This is a genomic window from Magnetococcales bacterium (genome assembly GCA_015232395.1).
Classification (GTDB): Bacteria; Pseudomonadota; Magnetococcia; order Magnetococcales; family JADFZT01; genus JADFZT01.
Genome location: JADFZT010000020.1, coordinates 44,616 through 65,802, shown reverse-complemented (window position 1 = coordinate 65,802; position 21,187 = coordinate 44,616). Strand labels below are relative to the sequence as shown.

General features: G+C 53.1%; 13 protein-coding genes. 8 read left to right on the top strand and 5 right to left on the bottom strand.

Going from position 1 to position 21,187, the window contains the following annotated elements; all coding sequences use genetic code 11:
- The first annotated feature begins 261 nt into the window (after positions 1 to 261).
- The 4 genes from HQL52_08035 to HQL52_08020 all read left to right on the top strand — a co-directional run bounded on the left by HQL52_08035 (position 262) and on the right by HQL52_08020 (position 6,347).
- Positions 262 to 810: a hypothetical protein gene (locus HQL52_08035; GenBank protein ID MBF0369388.1), complete on the top strand. Its 549-nt coding sequence runs from the start codon at positions 262 to 264 to the stop codon at positions 808 to 810.
- 22 nt (positions 811 to 832) lie between these two features.
- Positions 833 to 1,219 carry a DUF1987 domain-containing protein gene (locus HQL52_08030; GenBank protein ID MBF0369387.1) on the top strand — a complete coding sequence of 129 codons (387 nt, stop codon included), beginning with the start codon at positions 833 to 835 and terminating at the stop codon, positions 1,217 to 1,219.
- A gap of 316 nt (positions 1,220 to 1,535) precedes the next feature.
- Positions 1,536 to 5,888 carry a transporter substrate-binding domain-containing protein gene (locus tag HQL52_08025; GenBank protein ID MBF0369386.1) on the top strand — a complete coding sequence of 1,451 codons (4,353 nt, stop codon included), beginning with the start codon at positions 1,536 to 1,538 and terminating at the stop codon, positions 5,886 to 5,888.
- 57 nt (positions 5,889 to 5,945) lie between these two features.
- Positions 5,946 to 6,347, top strand: coding sequence for a hemerythrin family protein (locus HQL52_08020; GenBank protein ID MBF0369385.1), 402 nt, complete (start codon positions 5,946 to 5,948; stop codon positions 6,345 to 6,347).
- 123 nt (positions 6,348 to 6,470) lie between these two features.
- On the opposite strand, the gene HQL52_08015 is transcribed toward HQL52_08020, so the two are convergent.
- Genes HQL52_08015 through HQL52_07995 form a run of 5 tightly spaced genes read right to left on the bottom strand, consistent with a single transcriptional unit; the run spans position 6,471 to position 12,854 of the window.
- A complete protein-coding gene (locus HQL52_08015) occupies positions 6,471 to 7,373 on the bottom strand; it encodes a hypothetical protein (protein ID MBF0369384.1) in 903 nt (300 codons plus the stop codon).
- Positions 7,374 to 7,389: 16 nt separating this feature from the next.
- A complete protein-coding gene (locus HQL52_08010) occupies positions 7,390 to 8,931 on the bottom strand; it encodes an MBOAT family protein (protein MBF0369383.1) in 1,542 nt (513 codons plus the stop codon).
- A 14-nt stretch (positions 8,932 to 8,945) separates the two neighbouring features.
- Positions 8,946 to 10,760, bottom strand: a complete 1,815-nt coding sequence (locus HQL52_08005; GenBank protein MBF0369382.1) for an NAD(P)/FAD-dependent oxidoreductase — start codon at positions 10,758 to 10,760, stop codon at positions 8,946 to 8,948.
- Positions 10,753 to 11,544, bottom strand: coding sequence for a 4'-phosphopantetheinyl transferase superfamily protein (locus HQL52_08000; GenBank protein ID MBF0369381.1), 792 nt, complete (start codon positions 11,542 to 11,544; stop codon positions 10,753 to 10,755). Before HQL52_08000 ends, HQL52_08005 begins: the two co-directional genes overlap by 8 nt.
- Positions 11,508 to 12,854, bottom strand: a complete 1,347-nt coding sequence (locus HQL52_07995; GenBank protein ID MBF0369380.1) for a 2-oxo acid dehydrogenase subunit E2 — start codon at positions 12,852 to 12,854, stop codon at positions 11,508 to 11,510. The genes HQL52_08000 and HQL52_07995 overlap by 37 nt, the downstream gene beginning before the upstream one ends.
- 717 nt (positions 12,855 to 13,571) lie before the next feature.
- On the opposite strand from HQL52_07995, the gene HQL52_07990 reads away from it, so the two are divergent.
- The 4 genes from HQL52_07990 (at position 13,572) to HQL52_07975 (ending at position 21,126) form a co-directional block, all read left to right on the top strand.
- The gene (locus HQL52_07990) at positions 13,572 to 14,876 is read left to right on the top strand and encodes a lysine 2,3-aminomutase (protein MBF0369379.1); all 1,305 of its coding nucleotides are present in this window, start codon (positions 13,572 to 13,574) and stop codon (positions 14,874 to 14,876) included.
- Between the two features lie 69 nt (positions 14,877 to 14,945).
- Positions 14,946 to 16,361, top strand: a complete 1,416-nt coding sequence (locus tag HQL52_07985) for a methyltransferase domain-containing protein (protein MBF0369378.1) — start codon at positions 14,946 to 14,948, stop codon at positions 16,359 to 16,361.
- A gap of 48 nt (positions 16,362 to 16,409) precedes the next feature.
- Complete coding sequence (locus tag HQL52_07980; protein MBF0369377.1) at positions 16,410 to 17,075, top strand: cupin domain-containing protein; 666 nt, start codon at positions 16,410 to 16,412, stop codon at positions 17,073 to 17,075.
- Positions 17,076 to 17,385: 310 nt separating this feature from the next.
- The gene (locus HQL52_07975; GenBank protein MBF0369376.1) at positions 17,386 to 21,126 is read left to right on the top strand and encodes a mechanosensitive ion channel; all 3,741 of its coding nucleotides are present in this window, start codon (positions 17,386 to 17,388) and stop codon (positions 21,124 to 21,126) included.
- Positions 21,127 to 21,187: the final 61 nt, after the last annotated feature.

Sequence of the window (21,187 nt, the reverse complement as noted above, 5' to 3'; positions counted from 1 at the left end):
AGTACCGTAACATGTCGTTTTCTTTAGGATTTGATTTTTCGATAGGCTCAAATGTGCCCACCCGCCAGAAACTCAGGTTTGAGGAAAAAAATGTGCGACACTTCTTCCAGCCCTCCTTGGTGGCCATCTATAATGCCTATGGAAGGAGGGTGGATCGGGAGGCCTTTGATCACTTCACTTTCATGTTGGCCTTGATTACACTCATCATCTGGTTTGTAGAGACCAGCTTTCAGAGTATCAATAAAATACGGGATTGAAATCATGTTATCGAAAAGCCTGTATGAAATCCGTGAAAAACTCCAGGATCAGGGAATTGTTTTCTGTTATAGCGGCTATATGACCGAATCTGTTCTTTCCGGAATTGGACAGGTTCTTAAACAAAAACTGGCTTTGGAAGAAATGAGTGCTGGAACCACCCGGAAAATTTTTGGCATCTTTGTTGAGCAGATGCAAAATATCATTCGTTATTCGGCGGAACGGGAGCCACCCTGCACCGAGGAGTCTGTTTTGAGTTATGGCCTGCTGACGGTAGGGCAGGAGGAAAATCTCTATTTTGTGGCATGTGGCAATAAGATCCTCAAAGGTGATGTCGGACGTCTGAACACCCAACTGAGAGCGATCCAGGGTATGGACCAGAAGGAACTCAAAGCCCTCTACAAGCAGATATTGTTGGGAGACATACCTGAAGGGAGCAAGGGGGCGGGCGTTGGATTCGTGGATATCGCCAAAAAGGCCTCCCGGCCTATCGAGTTTGATTTTTTGGATATAGGAAGCGAACACGACTTTTTTACTCTGAAAGCCTATATTTGACCCGGATATGGAAAGGTGAATCATGGACAACATCAAAATCGAACGTACCGAACGCTCTCCTGAAATCGACTTTGATTTCTCCAACAATACGTTTTCCATTCGTGGGGAGTCCTACCCCGAGGATGTGCCAGCCTTTTTCGGCCCAAATCTATCCGCCCTTGGAGAACATCTGAATGGCCTGAATGAAGGAGAAGTGACGTTCAACTTTGAGCTGATCTACTTCAACAGCACCAGCGCCAAGGTGGTCATGAAGCTCTTCACATTGTTGGATAAAACAGCGGAAAAAGGGGTGTCCGTCACCGTTAACTGGTATTACGAATCTGACGATGACAATATGGAGGAGTTGGGAGAAGAGTTCGGTGAGGATCTGGAAGCGGCCAAGTTCAACTTGTGCGCTGTGGATGAATAAACCTGGATTTCCGGATGAAAAAAAAGGGGCGGCGGTTGGATATTCAATTTGTCCAAGCTGCCTCTCCTGCCAAAGACCATGGTGGTGTGGGAGGCCTGTTCTGGAAAATCAAGAGCAGGTATGGGGGACAACGGCATTGGTCATTCCAAAATCGAAGGTCACCGGTCTGCCTGGGTGAAATGATTCTCCATGGTTAAATCCGGTCCTCGGTTTGGAGGCTGAACCGTGCCTATGGCCAAAGGCTGACAGGGTGGGCAAGAAAAATCTTTTTTTGATCCTAAAAAATGTGGGTGTCAGATCTGTTTTTGCAGCGCTGATGATCCTCTTTTGTGCTGAGTTCTCTTCTGCCACTCCGGTTGACCCAGGGAGAGAGTCTCTCTCTGCTGCCAAAACGGGTGCTGAGACTGACAGTAGGTCGCTTCCTGCTGACGTTCTCCACGCCTTGGAGAGCAAAGCGGCAGCCGAGTCCAAATTCAAGCTGGGTATCCTCAGTCATTTCGTCCAAAGTGTGGAAAATCAGGTTCTCTCCCTGGCTGAAAGTGAATTTACCCGTCGCTATGCCCGGGAAAAAACGGAAGCGGACCGGAATCATCTGACCACCTTTTTCCACGCCATATCGTCAGCCAATTTGGATTACATGCAGGTTCGATTTTTGAATGCACACGGTTTGGAGCGTGTTCGAATCGACAGGTATAAAGGCCAGATTCTACCCACGGTCGTTGACCTTGCGGCCATGCAGGATAAGAGTGCCAAATCCTATTTTCAGGGCCCAAAATCCCTTCCCCAAGGCAAACTTTGGCATTCCAAACTCAATCTGAATATGGAAAAGGGTGAAATCGAAAAACCGATTCGCCCGACCTTTCGCATATCCACCCCCGTTTTTGTCGAAGGCAGCTTTCGTGGCGTCGTCGTCATCAACCTGATGATGGACCGTTTTTTGGAGCAGCTGGGCCATTCCGCTGATTTTGATCTTTTCCTGATCGACCAGGACGGCGAAATCATCCTGCATCCCGACCCGGACAAACGCTGGAGCCGTTATCTCCCCGGGCGAAACAGCTTTGATGCTGAACGCCATGGAGTGGCTCCATCCGGGTTGGGGCTTTATGCCTATCCCCTGAACGATATTTTCAAGAATCGCGAGGGTCTGAGGCTGATACTGATTCCCAAAAAAGATTTTCTGGCCACTCTGGAGATCCCTGTCGATAAGGGCAAGTTGGTGGCGTTGAGCGATGAAGAGAAAAGATGGATCGCCACCAACCCGACCATCCGCACCATCGCCCTGACCGATTGGCCCCCGGTGGATTATCAGGATGCCAATGGCGAGCATACCGGCATTGCTTCTGACATCCTCAAGCTTGTGGCCAGTCGTGTCGGCTTGAAGGTGGAGCCACAGTTTGGCCCGTGGGGGGAGATGCTCGGGAAGCTCAAACAAGGCCAACTCGACCTGGCCCCGGAGATTTACCATACCGAAGAACGCGCCCTGGCTTTGGCCTACTCCCGCCCTTTCCTGCCGTTGTACAACGCCATATTTACTGACCCCGAAAACTCGAATATCAAGACCATGGCCGATTTGACCGGTAAGAGTGTTGCGGTTGAGAAGGGATATGCCATGGAGGGGATTTTAAAATCCGACTATCCGGGCATTCATTCTTTGGTGGTCGAATCCACTTTGGAGGCGCTGAAAATGGTCTCCATTGGGAAAGCAGAGGCCTATGTTGGCTCCCAATATGTCGCTGCCTATCTGATCGATCAAAATTTACTGCCTGGTGTCAAAGCGGTTGCCCTTATTGGTGATAAACCACAACTCCTCCATATGGCTGTTCCAAAAGATCGTGCCATTTTGAGAGATATCCTCGACAAGGCCCTGGGTTCGATCTCGGAGGAGGAAAAGCGCACGATCATCGGGCGTTATCTCTCCTTGTCAGGCATCTCCTCCGGGTCGGGATTGGGGCGGATCGTCTCTCTGACCGAATCGGAAAAACGTTGGATTGAACAGCATCGCGTCAAGGTTGGAGTCGAGGAGTGGGCGCCGGTGGTTTTCACCAAAGAGGACGGTCGTGTTGGCGGCCTGGCAGGAGCCTACCTGGACCTGCTGTCAGAACGAACCGGGCTCAAGCTGGAGATCGTCAGTGATGCGTGGCAAACCTTGCTGACCGGACTACAGGAAAAAAACATCGATCTCTTGCCAGCAACCTATTACACCGATGAGCGGGCGACCTATGGTCTTTACTCCAAACCCTACTTCTTTATTCGGGAATTCATTTATGTGAAGGAAGGCTCCCCAATCACCGCCATGGACGATCTGGCAAAGGGGCGCATAGCTGTTGTCAAGGGGTATGGCACCATTCCCAAACTCAAGGAAAAATATCCCCAGGCGGTCATTGTCGAAACACAGAATCTGATGGATTCGATCAGCAAGGTGTTGAATGGGGAAGTGGATGCCATGATGGAAGTTCAGATGGCTGTGGAACAGGCCATCAAAACCAATGCGATCATTGGTTTGAAAGCCATCATTCAAACTGAATTCGCAGCCTCTTCAATCCATCTGTTTTCCCGGGATGACGAACCCCTGCTGCAATCCATTTTGCAAAAAGGGCTGGACACCATCACCGAGGAGGAAGAGCAGGCAATTCAGGGTAAATGGATCAACATCGTTGATTCCGAACGGGATAAGGTCAGGTTGACCTCCAGTGAAAAACAGTGGCTCTCCGAGCACCATCTGGTACGGCTGGGTATCGACAACTCCTGGCCGCCGATTGAATTTGTGGATGAGAAGGGTGCTTATGCCGGGGTAAGCTCCGGATATGTCGAGGCCCTTGAACGGCGTTTGAACGTGGCCATGGAGCCGGTCACAGCACTCTCCTGGGTCCAGGTGATCGAAAAAGTCAAGCAGGGTAAACTGGATCTTTTGCCCGCGATTGTGCGGACCCCGGAGCGGGAAACATTTTTAAATTTTACCCAGCCTTATGTTTCGTTCCCCATGGGTATTGTCAATCGTAAGGGGGGGGCTTTGATCGGGGGGCTCGATGATCTCCAGGGCAAGCGGGTAGGGGTGGTGAAAGGGAATGTCGCCGTTGAGTGGCTCACGGATGATTATCCAGCGATACAACTGGTGGAAAAAACCGACGTCGCCCAACTTCTCCAGGATCTGGATGCGGGAACCATCGATGCTGTGGTCGATAGTCTCGGGGTTATCAGTTATGAAATGGAGCGGTTGGGTCTGAGTCAGCTTCAGATTGCCGCACCCACATCTTACGATTATGCTCTCTCCATGGGGGTGCGCAAGGATTGGCCGGAGTTGGTTCCCATCCTGGACAAGGCCCTCGCTTCGCTGGACACCTCCGAAAAGAAAGCCATCAAGAATACCTGGATGGCCCACCAGATCAAACTTGGTCTGGATATCAGGACCATCCTGTTTTATGCCGTTCCTGCTGTTGTGGTCTCCTTGACCATCATTCTGATCATCGTTATCTGGAATCGACGCATGCGTCGTGAAATTTCCCATCGGCAGGAGTTGGAAATCGAGCTGACAAAGCTGTCCAGAACTGTGGAACAGAGCCCTCTATCCATCGTGATCACCGATCGTGACGCCAACATAGAGTTCGTCAATCCACAATTTTCCAAGGTGAGTGGCTATAGCCAGGAAGAAGCCATCGGCAGCAATCCGCGTATTTTGAAATCAGGGGAAATGGATTCCCACCTCTATCAGGATCTTTGGCAGACCTTATCCAAGGGGAAAACCTGGAAAGGTGAATTCCTGAATAAACGCAAGAGTGGGGAGCTGTATTGGGAAGCCACCACGATTTCTCCCCTTCGGGACCGGGATGGAAATATCAGCCATTTTGTTGCCAATAAGGAAGATATCACCCAGAGAAAAATGGCCGATGATCGCTTGAAGGATGCCCTGGCCATTATTTCCAGCTCCATCCAGTATGCCAGCCGGATTCAACGCTCCATCATGCCGCCCACGGAGGTCATCAATACGGTTTTGCCTCAACATTGTCTCATTTGGGAGCCTCGTGATGTGGTTGGTGGTGATATGTATTGGTACCGTCCCTGGTTTAATGGCAGTGTCATTATCCTTGGGGATTGCACGGGTCATGGGGTGCCCGGGGCATTCATGACCTTGATTGCCAACGGTGCCCTGGATCAGGCCATACTGGAAGTGGCCCCCGGAGATACGGGAACCTTGATCCAACGCATGCATCAGCTGATTCAGTTGGCTCTCGGTCAGGACAAGGAGCTGGGGGATTCAGACGATGGTTTGGAGCTGGGGGTTTGCTTTATTAATAAACGCCGGAAAAAAATGGTCTATTCCGGGGCCAGATTTTCGCTGTTTATCGTTGATGAAGGGGGTGTTCAGGAGATCAAAGGGGACAAATCCGGTATTGGATATCGAGGTATTGATCGGGATTTTGATTTTACCGCGCACACCTTGGCATTTGGCGCTGACAAACGCTACTACATGACCTCGGATGGCATTATCGATCAAATTGGTGGAGAGAAAAAACGCAGCTTTGGCAAACGGCGTTTTATGCGTCTGCTTGAAACCCTTCGGGATAGGCCCATGGATCAACAGGAGGGGCCTATCCTGCAAGCCTTGATCGATTATCAGGGGGATAGCAAACGCAGAGACGATGTCTCTTTGATCGGTTTCGAAGGTTTTTGATTCTTATCAGTCGGTATGGAGCCCTGAATCAATCAGTCAATTTTTTTTGGGGGGGAAATGGAACAGCTTATCTGGAACGATTCACTGAGTGTTGGTATCCCTGAGATCGACAAAGATCATCAACGCCTGATTGATCTTCTCAACGACCTCATTCAATCTGTCGCTGAAAACAAGGAAAGCGAAGAGATGGAAATAGTGCTTGAGGAGTTGTTGAGCTATACCTTGTGGCACTTTCGTCATGAAGAACGGTTGATGCAAACCTATGAATATGACGGTTTCATGGAGCATAAAAATGAACATGCCTCCCTGCTGGAACAGGCGGTAAATTTGCAGAATAAGTTCAAGGCCGAAGGCGAAGGTATTACACCAGAGGTTTTGGATTTCCTCAAAGAGTGGGTGACCAAACACATCCTTGGAACGGACATGCAGATGGCCAAGTATCTGCAGTCTGAAATGTAAGCCTTTGTCTCTCTCCAGGGCTTGGTGTGCAGGCTCGGTTTTCTTCAGCTTTTGGACGCCATTCCAGTCCCTTCCGAGTTCCTGGTTTTCGAGCAAAAACAGGTTTTCGGAAGGGACGCCCACTCAATCGACCCCACAATCGTGGAAAACCCTTTCAGAAAAAATGGCTGCCCCATCCTTATTGAGATGATCCTGGTCGGCAAAAAGATGGGGCTGTTCCCCATAGAGATCGACATAGTTGAAATAGGCTGCACCATGGGCCAAGGCGGTTTTTTGAAACCAGGATTGTACCAGGTCGAAAGAGGGGCCCATTTCCGCCAGATAGTCGGGGGACATGGGAAAGCCGATCAGGCAGACCGGAATGTGGCGCACATCGATCAATTCAGTGAGCAGTTGGGTGTAGATGGAGGTAAACCGGTGGTCGGCAAAGTGAGCCGGTGGACGCTGTAAGGCGATGCGGGCCAGGGTTTCCTGTTTGCGGCGGGGAGCGGGCATCTCCAACCATTGGCGTCTCATTTCGAGCCATCCTCCGGGATGCAGGCGCAGGATCGGCTTTTGGAAACTGCCCACCTCGAACCAAACCCGCCAATAATTGAGAATTTGGGGGCGGTGTTGGTCGAGAACAATGCGGAGCGTAAAAAAACTGGTATTGAAACCGCCTTGGTCCAGATGGCGAAAGGCCTCCACATCGGCAACGGCATCCAGGCGATAGGGGCCGAACATCGATGGATCCGCCTGGAGGATGATCCGCTTGAGTGGGCGTCGATCCAGAAGAAGGCGGATCTTCATGGCGATCACCTCTATGGATTCCCTGACATAGGCCAGATTGACCACTCCTTCCTTGGGTTGCAGATCCACGGCCCCATGGGAGTCGCCAAATATGGCGGTGGGGCTTGAGTCGGTATGGTAGATCGTCAGGTGGTGCAGGCGATTGTCCTGCTTTTCCACTTTCAGGCGAATGAGCGATTCACTGGCCAATGCTGAAAACAGAAGAAGCGCTCCCAGGGTCCAGAGGAACCAGGCCACGAAAGGCCAACCTTCGTCAGAATTGGAAGTAGATGAATTCATCGCGGGTCCAGACAAAAAGATAGAGCAGACCGAGAAAGGCCAGGAGCGACAGGACCAACCCGGAAAACGCACTGGGACGCCACACCACTGGCGCAAATTGACGAATCTCCCCCCGATGGTTTTCCAGTGCAGGCTGGTAGCGGCGGGTGAGTTCCAGGGCATTGGGCGCCAACCAGGTGATCAGCAAGAGGACCACCACCAGCCCCCCGGCGGGAAAGTCAATCCGATCCGCTTGAAATCCGCTCTGACCGGCCATGGCCCGAAGCATCACCCCAGCCCCCCCCAATGATTCCGCCCGGAAGAGAATCCAGGCCACGGTGATGGCGGCAAAGGTCATGCCTTGGGCGAGCAGGCGGGCCGCCAGCTCCCCCAGCCAACTCAGTCTTGTTTTGTTGCCCCATCGCTCCCGCCAGGCCGACCAGAGGTTGTGGATGATGAGATATAGGCCGTGGAGCCCCCCCCAGCAGATAAAAGTCCACCCCGCCCCGTGCCAGAGGCCGGAGAGAAGAAAGGTGACAAGGAGCGGCACCTGAACCGTGAGCCAAAAGCGGCCCCAGCCACCCACTGCCAAACGTTCTGCCAGCCGATGCATGGTGAGGGCTATCGGGGCAAAGAGATAGTGGGCCAAAAAACGGCTGAGGGTGATGTGCCACCGTTGCCAAAACTGGACAATGTTGCAGGCCTTGAAGGGGGAGTTGAAATTGACAGGCAGCCTTAAGTTGAACAGGGCGGCAAGGCCCATGGCCATGTCCGAATAGGCGGAAAAGTCGAAATAGATCTGGCAGCCGAAACCGAGGCCGGCGAGCCAGGCATCGGTAAAATTGAGGGCATGGCCTGCCTCAGCGGCCAAAAAAAGGGGATCCACGAAGGGGGCCAACCGGTCGGCGATGGCTACTTTTTTGTAAAGTCCGATGAAAAAGAGGGTAAGACCCAGTGAAAGGTTGGTTGGATCCAGCCGGGTGAAGGCCGGATTTTGATATTGATGGACCATCTCCTTGTGGCGCACGATGGGGCCTGCGATGAGCTGGGGGAAAAAAACCACGAAAAAGCTGTAATGGAGAAAATGTCCCTGAATTTTTCCCCCCCGATGGATGTCGGTGAGCCAGGCGATCTGTTGAAAGGTAAAAAAGGAGATGCCCAGGGGCAGGATGATCGCCTCAATGTGAAACCGGTTGTCCAGAATCAGGTTGAGATTTTCCAGAAAAAAAAGGCTGTATTTGAAATAGCCAAGAACGATCAGATTAGCCAAAATCCCCAGGGCCAGGAGCCAGCCAGTCCGTTTTTTTCTCCCGGAATGGCCCCATTTTTCCAGCCAAATTCCCACCCCATAATTAAAAGCGATGGATCCCAGGATGAGCGCCAGATAGCGTGGGTTCCACCAGCCGTAGAAAAAGAGTGAGCAGAAAACCAACCACACCAGCGCCCCGCTCCGATGCCCCCGCTCTCCCAGGAGATAAAACCCCAGCAGGGTCACTGGAAGAAAAGCCAGGATAAAGGGGAAGGAGTTGAAGAGCATGGTATGAGGCCCGGCTATCCATGCAATGGATGAGTTTGCCGCTTCCCTCCCTGCTCCCCATCGGTGGTCGGAGAGGGGAGGGGGGCTGCGGGCTTATCATCGATGACGAGGAGGGGGTCTTGCTCCTCCTGCCAGTAAAATTTCAGGATACCGGTCGAAGACTCCCACACATCCCGAAATGGTCCAACTCCATCCGCTACATATCCCCCCTTCCCATCCGGAATCAGGGGCAGGGTCTCCTGGCTGGTGAGGCCGAGGCGATTTTTAAGGGCCAGGAGTAGTTTCAGATAGCGCTCCGGGTCGGGTTGCAGGGGGGCAGCTTGTCGCTCTTCCAGGGAAAAATGGATGAGGCCAGAGGAGAGATGGAGGATCCTGGAGACGGGGGTTCGGGGCAGGCGGGAGGGTTTGGCCACAACAGGCGAAGGCTTTTTAAAAGTACGCCAATCCGAGATCAAAAGGTGAAAAATCTCTCCTGCCGATGGATGGGGAGCGCTAAGCTGCCAGCGGGGATCGTCCAGGGCGTAATCCAGCAGAGCAGCGGCTTGGCCGATCAAAAGATCAGCTTGTGGGTGGGCGATGTGGATCGCTGAAAGAGAGCGACCATCGGCACAAGGGAGATACCAGAGCTGCCCGTGGATACCGTGGATGGCAGACCAGCCCAGGCTGGAAAAATCGATCCGACGCCAGCCTTTGCTGCGAAACAGAGAGAGGGGTTCCCCCACCATGGCCAGAGGGGGGTCACCATGGAAGAGCATTGGCAGCCGCTCCAGGGGTGCCCAGCGCATGGGTGTGCCCTGGGAGAAGGTCCGGGCCAAGGCTTCAGCGTGCCATTGGGCTTCGGCAGCGGTGAAAAAACCAGCTGCATCACCCACGGCGTAGAGGTTTTCATGGTGGCGAAAAGAGCCCCGCTCCAGATCCAGATCCCCCAAGGTTAAAAAATGTCCGTCCACCCGTGGCAGATTGGGGATGGGTGCACCCAGATGGAAAAGATGCTCGAAGGAAATCTGGAGGCTCCTCCCATCCACGGTGACGCTCAGGGTGGTGTTGTGCCGTTCCAAAATTCGGACAGAGTGATGCATGACAACCCCCTGCTCTTGCAACCGGGATTGGAGATCCAGCAAGGAAGGGGGCCGGGGCTGTGGACGATTTCCCGTGAGGAGCAGGGTGACCCGGAGTCCCAGACGTTGGGCCAAGTGGGCGAGGGTATATATTTCTGGAGAACCCTCGTTGACGATCACGATATGGCCTTCACGCAATGACCAAAACTGCGGCAGTGAGAGGGTCTCACCCAGGATGGGATGGGAACGCCGGCGACTGCCGGTAGCCAGCACCAATCGATCGAAGGCTATCCGCCCCCCTGCCCGGGTGATGGCTGTTTGGTTGTCAATCTCCTGAAGAGAGCCAGGCTCAAAATGGACCCCCAGATTTTCCAGGGTGTGGGTCATGCCCTGGACCAATTTTTGGCGCAACTGGGTCAGGCCCGCATCCAGAGTGGCTGCATCGAGGTTTTCCCGGGTGGAGAGCCAGGCGGAAACCATACAGCCGTGGTGTAGACAGGTTCCACCCAGGGTATCGAAGGGAGCCAGTAAAGTGAGATGCCTGAAACCGTAACGGTGCAGCGCCTGCAACAGGGTAAACGCCGCCACCCCATCTCCCACCACCAGGATCCGGCTGCCTTTGTCAATGGGGTCGAAAGCAAGACGGCGGTAGGGATCCAACCGGGGAAAACGGGAGAGTTTGCCTCCCTGGAATAGAAAACGCCATTTCCAGATCGCCCCCTCTTCAAAAAAAGTCATCAACCGCTGAAGCCAGCCGGATTGCCTACCCATGGCGCACCTGAAAGGCATGCACCACCGCTACGGCAGTGTGCTCGGTATGGCTGATGGAGAGTTGCAGTTGGTAACGCTGATTGATCCGGGGGTGAATGGTGGTGATCCGGGGTCGCCCTGCGGCTTCGTGGATTTCGATTTCTGACAGGCGTAAGGGTGTGACCTCCGGTAGTGCCTTCTTGAGGGCTTCCTTGGCGCAAAACCAGCCGCAGAAGGTGATCCGGGGGGAGGGTTTCAGGAGTGCGGTGGCGATCTCCCGGCTGCTGAAATTATCCCGATAGAAGGGGGTGGCCCGGTAGTGGTCGGTTTCGGGCAGGTTGGCTACCTCTTCGATATCGATGCCAACAAAAAAAGGGGGAATCTCCCACTTTTGGTGGGGGGATTGGGAAGAGGATGGCTCTCTGGAAAAGCGCGATGGATCCATTTCCCGGCTTGGGTGTTGCCCATCAGTGGAGGGAGGGGAGGGACGGGCGGAAGAGGTGTGCGGCGCTGTGGCGTTAGCCGTTGTGGCAGCTGTAGCTGTTTCCATAACCTCCCCCCTGAAACGCATCACGATCTCTGCCAGGGTCATGTCGGTGGTGATGGGTGGGACGCGCTGCTTGGTGGCTTCTTCCAGCAGGGCGTGGAGCTTGAGACACTGGATGGATGAGCGTAGGCCGTGGCGGTGCAGAGGGCCTTCCAGCAGAACCCCCTCTTGGAAAAGTCCCAAAAAGCGGGCCACCACCTGCCGAATCAATTCCGCCCGGTTCATGGTTCGGATTTCAGGGGCAGACAGCGGTGGCATATCCACCCTTCCCCTCGGGTGGAGATCATACGCACCAGCATGGCTTGGTCGCCCCACTGGGCTTCGAGGCTTTTGAGGTCGATGCCACAGCGGGAGCAGGTGCGTTGGTGCAAAAAAGCCTGCCCGGTCACCGGCATCCCCTCCAGGGTGTAACTCGAGAGCCGTTCTTTCAGGCTATTCAAAAACTGTCCCACCTCCTGTCCACTCAGCACCCGATGGTCAAAGACGCAGGTGATCGAGAGGGGGTGGCCGGGGGGATCGGCATCCCCACCGATGCCGATGATGATCGCCTGGTTTTTGTTGCGCAGTGGTTGAAAATGGAGAATGTTTTCCCCGGAAAGATCGGTCACGGTCACGGTGCCGCCGATCAACTCTTCCGGCCTCAGGCTGTTTTCCAGGTAGCCCCGTACCAAGGCGTGGACAGCTTCGTTGATCTTCTGTAGCGTCATCTTCCCGGCATCCCGGATGATGGGCGCTTTCAAGCCCTTCTCCAGATCCAGGGCCAGATTGACGTCGATGGTGTCGTAGAAATGAATGAAACCATTGTGGTAGAACGCATTGAAGCGGGGATGCTCTCTCAGCAGTCGGGTCAATTCATAGAGAATGAGGGAAAGCAGAGAGCCTTCAAACTGCCAATCCCGAAGCGTCTGGCGGATTCCTTCAGAGGGAAGCAGCACTGTGAGAGAGCTGTTGATCAGATTGGCCTGGCCGTGGGTCAACAGATCGATTTCCAGGGCCTTCCCGGGGGGAACACGTTGGGTGCGAAGGGGGTTTCTCTGGAACTCCGAGCCTCCTTTGGTCGTGGCCTCCCCGGATGTGGCCTCCAGCACCGAATCCACCACCCGGTTGGTCACGAGCCCCATCCCCTCAAAACGGGATTCCGGAATGCCCAAAGCCTGGATTCGCGCCTGGGCTGAACGGGAAAAGCGGCTTTCTTGAGACTTTTTCCGGGAAGGGGGGAGGGGGGAATGGCGTCGATTTTCGTTGGAGGCCGGGGAGCTTTCGGGGTTTTCCGAAAGGACATTTCCCCCATTTATTTCAGTGGGTTTGTCTTCAAGGGCTGTCAGCGATTCCTGGCTGTCGGCGATCCATGCGAGAATTTTCCCCACCTTCAGAATATCCCCAGCCAGGCAAGCCTGCTTGATATGACCGGATACCGGCGCTTCGAGTTCTACCACCGCCTTGGCCGTTTCCACCTCGACGATCTCCTGGCCAGAGGAGACCGTGGCTCCGTTATTCACCTTCCAGCGAACCACCAGGATCTCTATGTCGTTGGGGTTGAGCTGTGGGACTCTGAATTCGGTGATCATGTTTGAATTGTTTCCTGCAGGAGCCCGGAGGGGGCTGTCGATACTGTCATGTTATTGCTCAGCCCGCTGTCCCTCGTTAAAACTTTGTCCACGTTGAAAAGTTAACATTTTCTTTCGGTGTGTGATAGCCTTTTGAGATTTTATCACATTGAGTAAAACCCTGTTGAAGATTCTGTCAAGTTGAGCCAAACACGGCAAAACCGATCTCCAAAAACCAAGACGCAGGCTCGGATTTTTTTTCAATTTTCAGACGAAATTCCGATAATGGCCTCCCACTTTGCAAAACCACGATTTCATCTATATTTCAATAGTTTATGGTAAAGTTGAAGGTGGGCCAAACCTCATGCGCGATGATTTTGCCTGGGAAACGGAATTTGGGGTGGTGTGGCTTGGTTGTGTCTATGGTGGGAGATTTACCATGGGGCGGGCTGGTTGCCAAATTTGACACCATGCGTGAAACAGGCGTCGGCTAGAATCAATGTTTTTGCGTGCATTGAATTTCAGTTCAATGATGTTTATCAGGCTGTTTCTAAAAACGGGTGGGCATCGATAGTTGAGGTCGGCAGCCATTGCGGTTAATATATGGTAAGCAGTCTCTCAATGGGCTGGCTGAGTCTGTATCTGCCATCTTATTCAGTCGACCTTGTTTTTGCCGCTCCTCTCCTGATCATTCTTTGTCGTTAGGGGGCCTTATCATTTCGCTCCTTGGGTTGGTTTATGTCCTATTCCCTCATGCATCGCTCTGACCTTGTCGATCTTCAGCAATTGAAAACGCTGCCAGCTGGCGTACTAAAACAGATAGAAACAGTCAGTCGGGTTTTTCCTTTTCGAGCCAATGCCCATATTTTGCGGCTCATCGACTGGCAGGCCGTACCCGATGATCCCATCTTTAAAATGATCTTTCCTGAAAAAGATTGCGTCCCTCCATCGATCTATCAAACTCTGAGCCGGTTGGACACGGTTGAAACGATAAGCCCCAGTCAAAAAAAGGATCTTCTGGCCGAACTGACGATCAGCATGAACCCGGATCCCAGTCAGCAGAGCCAGAATATTCCACTCTTTGCTGGCGAACCATTGAATGGGGTTCAGCATAAATATCAGGAAACGGTGCTGGCCTTCCCCCACGCCGGGCAGACCTGTTTTGCCTTCTGTACCTATTGCTTCCGTTGGGAACAGTTTATTCAGGGGGCCCAAAGCAAACACAAATTGGCGCCACACGACATTCCCAGGTGGATCGACTATCTGAAGAGCCAACTTCAGGTCACCGATGTGGTCCTCACCGGGGGGGATCCTTTGTTCATGAACGCCTCCCAACTATCGGACTACCTGCTGCCTCTGCTCCAGAGTGATCTTGATCACATCACCAATATTCGCATCGGTACCAAATCACTGGGCTTTTGGCCCAATCGTTTTTTGCAGGATCCAGATACACCAGAGCTGTTGGCGCTTTTTAAACAGGTTGTCGATCGTGGCAAACATCTGACCTTGCTGGCCAATGTCAATCATCCCCGGGAGTTGGAGCCGGACGAGGCCCGTGAGGCCATTCAGGTGGTTCGCCGTTTGGGGGTGGTGATCCGTACCCAATCGCCCCTGCTGGCCGGCATCAACGATCAAGTTGCCACCCTGAAACAGCTCTGGGAGAGCGAAATCAAGCTGGGGTGCATCCCCTATTATCTCTTTCTTCCCCGGGATACCGGGGCGAAAGGTCGCTTTGAAATTTCCATCGACAAGGCGCTGCATCTGGTCCAGCAAGTGTATGGGCAGGTGAGTGGCTTGGCCAAAACCGTGCGTGCCCCCGTCATGTCTACACAATATGGCAAGGTGCAAGTGCTGGGCACGCGGTGGCTGGGCGGCAAAAAACGCTTTGTTTTTCAATATCTCCAGGCCCGGGATCCCCATTTGACCCGGATGCCGTTTTTTGCCCGTTTTGATGCCGATGCGACTTGGTTCGATCAACTGGAGCCCGCAGAGGCGTTCGATGGATTCCTGTTCCGTGGCGAACGCCCCCCTGAGGAAGGATAAGGATCCGGTTTGTGATCCATCCCACCCCAGTCGGTCATCCCCTCATGCCGAAGGAAAGAAACCGCTACCATGCGTAATGAAATGCATCTGAGCCAGGACGCTTCCCCGCAGGTCAGGCAGCTATTCCATATCATCCATGAAAATCATGGCAAGTGCGTGCTCTCCCTATCGGGTGGTCAGGTGGTGCCGGAGCTGGCGCTGCCCCTGGTGGAAATACGCCAATGCGGCATAGATCTGGAGATGATTGATTTTGATGCCGAGCGCTGTCAGCAGCATCTCGATATCTGTCAGAAGGCAGCGGATCCTTTCGTGGCTGCCATGAGTTGTCAGAGTGTGACCGATGCCAATTGGGCCGCAACCTTGGGCAGCCGCCGGGTGGATTTGGTTTTATTGCAGGTTTCATCCCGGTTTTTGCTCTCCCTTGACTGGAACAATCCAGGCCAGGAAGAGGGGCTGGCCACGGCTTTAGCCAACCTGAACCGGCTGCTTGACGGGGTGTTCAAGGCGCTGGCCCCGGGTGGCAGTGTTTTGGTCCATGGGATGGTTGGCGATAGTGATGGTTCGATCCGTTCTGAGAGCGTGGGGGATCTGCTGCGTCAGAACCATTTTAACGGCATCTGTCAGGTGCCGTTTGCAACGCAAAAGGTGTTCCTGGCCCGCCGCCCTCTGGAAGGGGCTCTGGATGACAATAAACAGTCCTACTATCGCCACCAAAACCAGATCATGCGTGAGGTTTGGTCCGGTAACGGTTCCATGTGCTGGGGTCACTTTCCCCCTGGGCAGGAGGAGAGTATCTCCCTGGAAGCCGCCACCGATCTGCATGTACAAAGAATGGCAGAGCGTATCGGTTTGACTGAGGAGTCGGTGCTGTTGGATGTGGGGTGTGGCAACGGCTATACCGCGCTTTGGTTGGCTGAGACCTATCAGTGTCGGGTGGTGGGGCTCGATCTGAGCACGACCAACATCGAGCAGGCCGAAGCGGCCCTGGCCAAGGCCTCTCCAGAACTTAAAAAACGGGTTTCATTCCTTTGCGCCAGCATGGTGGAAGCCGAATTCGCGGCTGAAAGCTTCACCCATATCTGGAGCAACGCGGCCATCTATCATGTGCACGCCCGGGAGATGCAGCCCCTGTTTGAAAAGCTCAGTCAGGTGCTCAAACCCGGAGGGGTGATGAGTTTCGATACCCTGATTTCTCCCAGGGGGGAGGTGGACGACCATGTGCGGGAGTGGGTCTGTGATCGCTTCCATCTGGAAACCCTCCACCTCCAGGAGGCCTATCAAACCGCCATGGAACAAAATGGCCTGGTGATTGACAACTGGGAAGATTTAACGCAGCATTTGCACATCACCTATAAACGTGTGGGGCAACAGGCCAACAAGGCCAACTATCCCCGTCTTGCCACGGCCTATGCCGAGAGCGCCAAAACAACGGAACGGGGAACCCTCGGTTGGGTTTTGGTCCTTGCCCGGAAAGAGGCCGTATAACTGTGTGGTTTTCCTTCTCTGTCATTTCGATGACCAAAGGTGCATGTCATGTTTAAAATAGTAAAAGGTCCAGCCAAGATTCTTTGTGTTGCGGCACTTTCGGTGCTGGGGGGCTGTGCGACCACCACACAGGAGAGCGTCGACAGTAAGCCCAGCCTCTATAGTGGAGAGTATCAGGTTCCTGGGCGTCTGAAGGGGACCACCTCCTTTGCCGACGCCGAGACAGTGGATAAAAAGATCAATCCCAAATATCCCGCATGGTATCGGGGTCATGCGCCCAATGGCATGGCGGATGAAGATTCCCTCCATTTCTATCGTGTTCTGCTTGGATCCAGCTCCAGTACGGGGTTGAACCCCGAAAATATCATGTGTGGTGACTATTATCTGAAACCGGGCGTCACCTATCCCGCACACAATCACCCTGCCAATGAGATGTATTTTGTCTTGGAAGGTGAGGCCGATTGGTGGGCTGATGATGAGAACAAAAAAGTGAAACCCGGCAACATGATGTACCATCGCCCCTATACGGTGCATGGTTTTACCAACACATCCGAGACCGAATCGCTGCATCTTTTGTGGTGCTGGTGGGTGGAGCCGGGTGAGGATCCTTCCGTATTGAACATAGGGGGCAGATTTACCAATCCTGAACTGTTTTCCGCCCCTGAAAACGCCAAGGCCCATGCCGTTCCGATTCCAGCCGTGCGGGAAAAATAATCTATGGATGGGCGCGTGGATTAGATAACCTGCCACGCTGTCAGAAAAGCCGTCAGTGGCTGAAATTCAATATCTGGATGACCACTTTGGGATGCAGCACCTGTTCGGGGTAGGTGCGCATCAAATAAAGCTGGGTAAGATGGATTTTGGCCGCTGATGGTTTAGACAACGGACCGTATTGAAAAAAAGTTGATCTGGTAGGTGGTGGTTTGTTGTTTATAACGTTTTGTTTTGTTCGCTGATTTTTAAATGTATGGGTATTTTGGCCAGATGGTTTCCAAAAAAATATAGCCTTAAGGACAGATCCATCATGCGGTTTTCGCCTCCTGTCAGCTGGCTCTTCACCCTTACCGTTGTGGCGTTCTTTCTGTTGTTAAGTTCGTTATCCATGCCCGGGCCTGTTCAGGCCGAGGAGGAGCTGCCCCTTCACCGCATGAGCAACGAAGCGCTGATCAGCCACATGAAAGCGCTGCATGACAAGGTCGAGTCCACCTTGAAAAGCGACCAGCGGCTTCTGCGCACCAATCTGGAAAAACTTCTCAAGGTTCAGGAACAGCGTGCTGCATTGAGTGCTGCGCTTCCTGCCACGGATGTTGTCCAGGAGAGTTCCATCCAGGCCATAGAAGTCGGTATGACGGCTTTGGAACAACGTATCCAGAACAACCTGCAGCAGAAGGGGATCATCCACAATGAGCGCGCTCTTTGGCAGGAACGTGAACAGCTGATCCAAAACCTGACGACTCTGTTGGAGGGGTGGATCCAGTTGCGACCCCAGATTGATCTGGGATTGCTGGAACTCAAATTTCGGGTCGATGATAAAAGCCTGCGCCGCTGGACCATCCCCAAGTATCTGAACTCAAAAGATTTTAATGGACGCCAAAGACGTTACAAGAGGGTTCAAAAGAAGCTGCAGGAAGAAAATGCGACGGTTCAGGAAAAGTTGAAAACCTTGCAGGCGCTACAGATCCAAAATGATGATCAGCAGCGGCAGGCACAAGCCAAGCTGGATCTTCTCAAACAGCAACAGGAACGGCTACGCAAGCAAGCTTCTCTCAAGCAAAATTTTGGTCAGCTGTCGCCAAAGGAGCAGCTCAATCAACTCTCCCAGCTTGAAGCGGAAACCACCTGGAGAATGGGTTCGTTTTTGCTGAATAACAGTCAACACATTCAATTGCAAAAACAGGTGGAGGAGCTGGAACAGGCGCTGGAAAAGTTGCAGATCCCGAAAATTGACCAGGCTGAGCAGGAAACAGTCGCCTATGATCTGGTCCGGGCGGAAGCGCACTCCAAAAAGCTGCAACAGCGCAACGATATTCTCGAAGAGCGTTTAGAGCAGCAAAAGATGCTGGCCAGCACCATGAATCTGCTTTTGGAAAGAGGGCAGAAAGTGGTGGAACAAAACAGCAGTATTGCCGACCGGCTGGTTGATATGCGGGTGCTGATTGCCCTGTTGAACAAGCATCCGGATACCAAAGAGAAGTTGCCCCCAGGTAGCTCATTGGCCAAGCTCGACACCATAGGCGAAAAGAGCGCCAAACAGACGGCCCACATTGTGGCGGCCATGGCAGAAGCGGAGCTTCGCCTGCCGGAACTTGAACAGAGGATCGAAACAGAGATGGCCGCTCTGGCGGAGGCCCAAGCGGATCGGATTGCTTTTTCCAGACTGCTCAAGCATGCCCGCCAGAGGCACGATCAATCCAACCATCTGCGCCAGCTGGAAACCGAAGCCATCCTTGAAAGCATCGCGGTGGCGGAAGAGTCTTTTACCCAAAGTAGTGGGAAATTGAAAACGAGTCGCAGCCAGCTGAGCAGTATGCGTCAACTGACCCTTCGGGGAATTCGTGACCTGGAGACGGCTCAGGATGTTTTTTCCGCTTTTCTTCACAATGCCCAAGGGCAACGCCATCAACTGATTCGCAATCAGTTGTATCAGCAGGCCGGAATGACCCCTCTTGCTGACCCCAGTCGCCCAGTGAATCAGGCCTCCACCATTTCAGAAACAGTCCGATCTCCGGTCTATGCCATTTTGGATCAGTGGGGGGATCAGCCGGGTGATGTGCTGGAAGGCGTCGGGTTGGAACTGAAACAGTTGCAGGCTCTTCTGGTCAGTCGGATCCAGCTTCTCAACGATCAGAAAGAACAGGAAACCCGTATTGTCAAGCTGTTGACCAGGGAGAATGATGCCCTTGCCCAACACATCCATCTGATCGAACAGACGCTCAGTGCCACACAAACCTCCTTTGCCGGTGCGATTGAACTCCAAAAACGACTTGGACGGGGCGAGATGCAGCCGGATCAGGCCCCCACCCACCTGGGCAAACTGCTGGATTCCGACCGTATTGCACCACTGGAAAGCGAGTTGGCCAGGTTTTCGGCCCTTAAGTCTGAAGTCGAGGCCCAGATCACATTCTATTCCGATCCGGACAAGGCGCGCTATGCGACCATCCAACCCCTGGGTGAGTTGCAGGCTCTGCTGGATGTTCGCATCAATTTGCTCGATGGATGGCTTCGTCTGATTGAGAAAAATACGGCCAAGCTTTCAGAACTCGACCAAAAAAATCTGGAACAGGATGCGCGACGGCGATTGCTGAGCTCTGAAAGTGGTTTGGAATCCTTTCTGAACCTGTTTGTTTCGTCACAAGGGAAAAAACTGACGGACATGTTGCAGGCGCTGCACATAGAGGTGCTTGAACTTGAAATGACCCGGGAAAATCTGGCCGAGCAGAAAAAAGCCGCCGACCGGCTTCTTCGACTCAACGACTCTGAAGGACCGATTTTGACCGAGTTAACGGATATGTTCGAACAGGCCCATGCCCGTCTCTCCCAGCAGTGGTCCGAACAAAACGCTCGCCTGAACGCCTCTCAGAAAACCACCGGGACAGAGAGTGAACCAAGAAGCGAATTTGCAGCTCCCTCTGAAGAGAGCCAAACCCTCCTGGAATCGTTGGGTACCCAGGAGGAGCAACGGGCTGAACTGGATCGGCGTGCCAAAAACCTATTCGATCTTTACATTCACAAAACCGTTGCTGAAACTTGGCTGACACTGCTCAAGGTGCGTCACTCCCGTTTTGGCATGGTGGCGGAAGCAGGGATTTATCGAAACCGAAATCGAGCCCTCACCGTAGAGAGAAACAGTCTCCTAAGCCAGATTGAACGCCTGGATGGAATTTCACCCGAACGCCAAAGGGAATTGGACGCCTCTCTTGACGCTCTCTCCCCTATGGAGCGACAACAACGGATCGAAGGCAAAATCAACCTGACCCGCCAGGACCGACTCAAAATTCAACGAAAAACCGCCATTTGGGCAGGGCTCAAGCTGGCGATTATCCTGCTGCTGGCCTGGGTGACCAGGCAGTTGGTTGAACTTTTGGTCTGGCGCCGTATGGAAAAGAAGGCTGATCGTAACATCCCCAATCTGATGCGTGGATTGGTGACCTTCCTGATCTTCTTATTCGCCTTTTTTGCTGTTGTGGCCTTTGTTTTTGGCCAAACCCTGACCGGTTTGTTGGCCACCTCCGGTTTGATGGCGATGATCATTGGTTTGGCCGTGCAGATGAATATTGCCAACATTTTTTCCGGTTTGGCGATCAATCTGGAACGGCCATTTCAGATCGGTGATGAGGTCAAACTGGACTCAACCACCGGTAAAGTGGTGGACATCACCTGGCGGACCACCCGAATCCTGACCATGTGCCAGGAGTTGGTGACCGTCCCCAACAATATCGCCGCTGAATCCGTTGTCATGAACTATTCCCAACCCGATGAAAATTATTGGAAAGGGTTTAACGTCTATCTGCCCCAGGAAGCGGATCCCGATGAGATGGAGGCGCTCTTTTATGCCGCCATGAAGGATATTGATGCCATCAAGACACCTTGGGTCATGTTTATGGGGTTTAACGAATGGGCGGCGGAATATATGGTCTGGTTCATGATCCCCTACTCAAAACGCTGGGGAGTGCCCAATCAACTCTGGAAAAATATATGGGAAGCTTTCAGGGTGAAGGGTATCAAACCGGTTTTCAAACAGTTCCACCATATGCCGCCTGAGTGATCCAAACGATGACGAGTGACCCCAATAGCAACCCCATGACGATACAAACCCTGTCTGACGT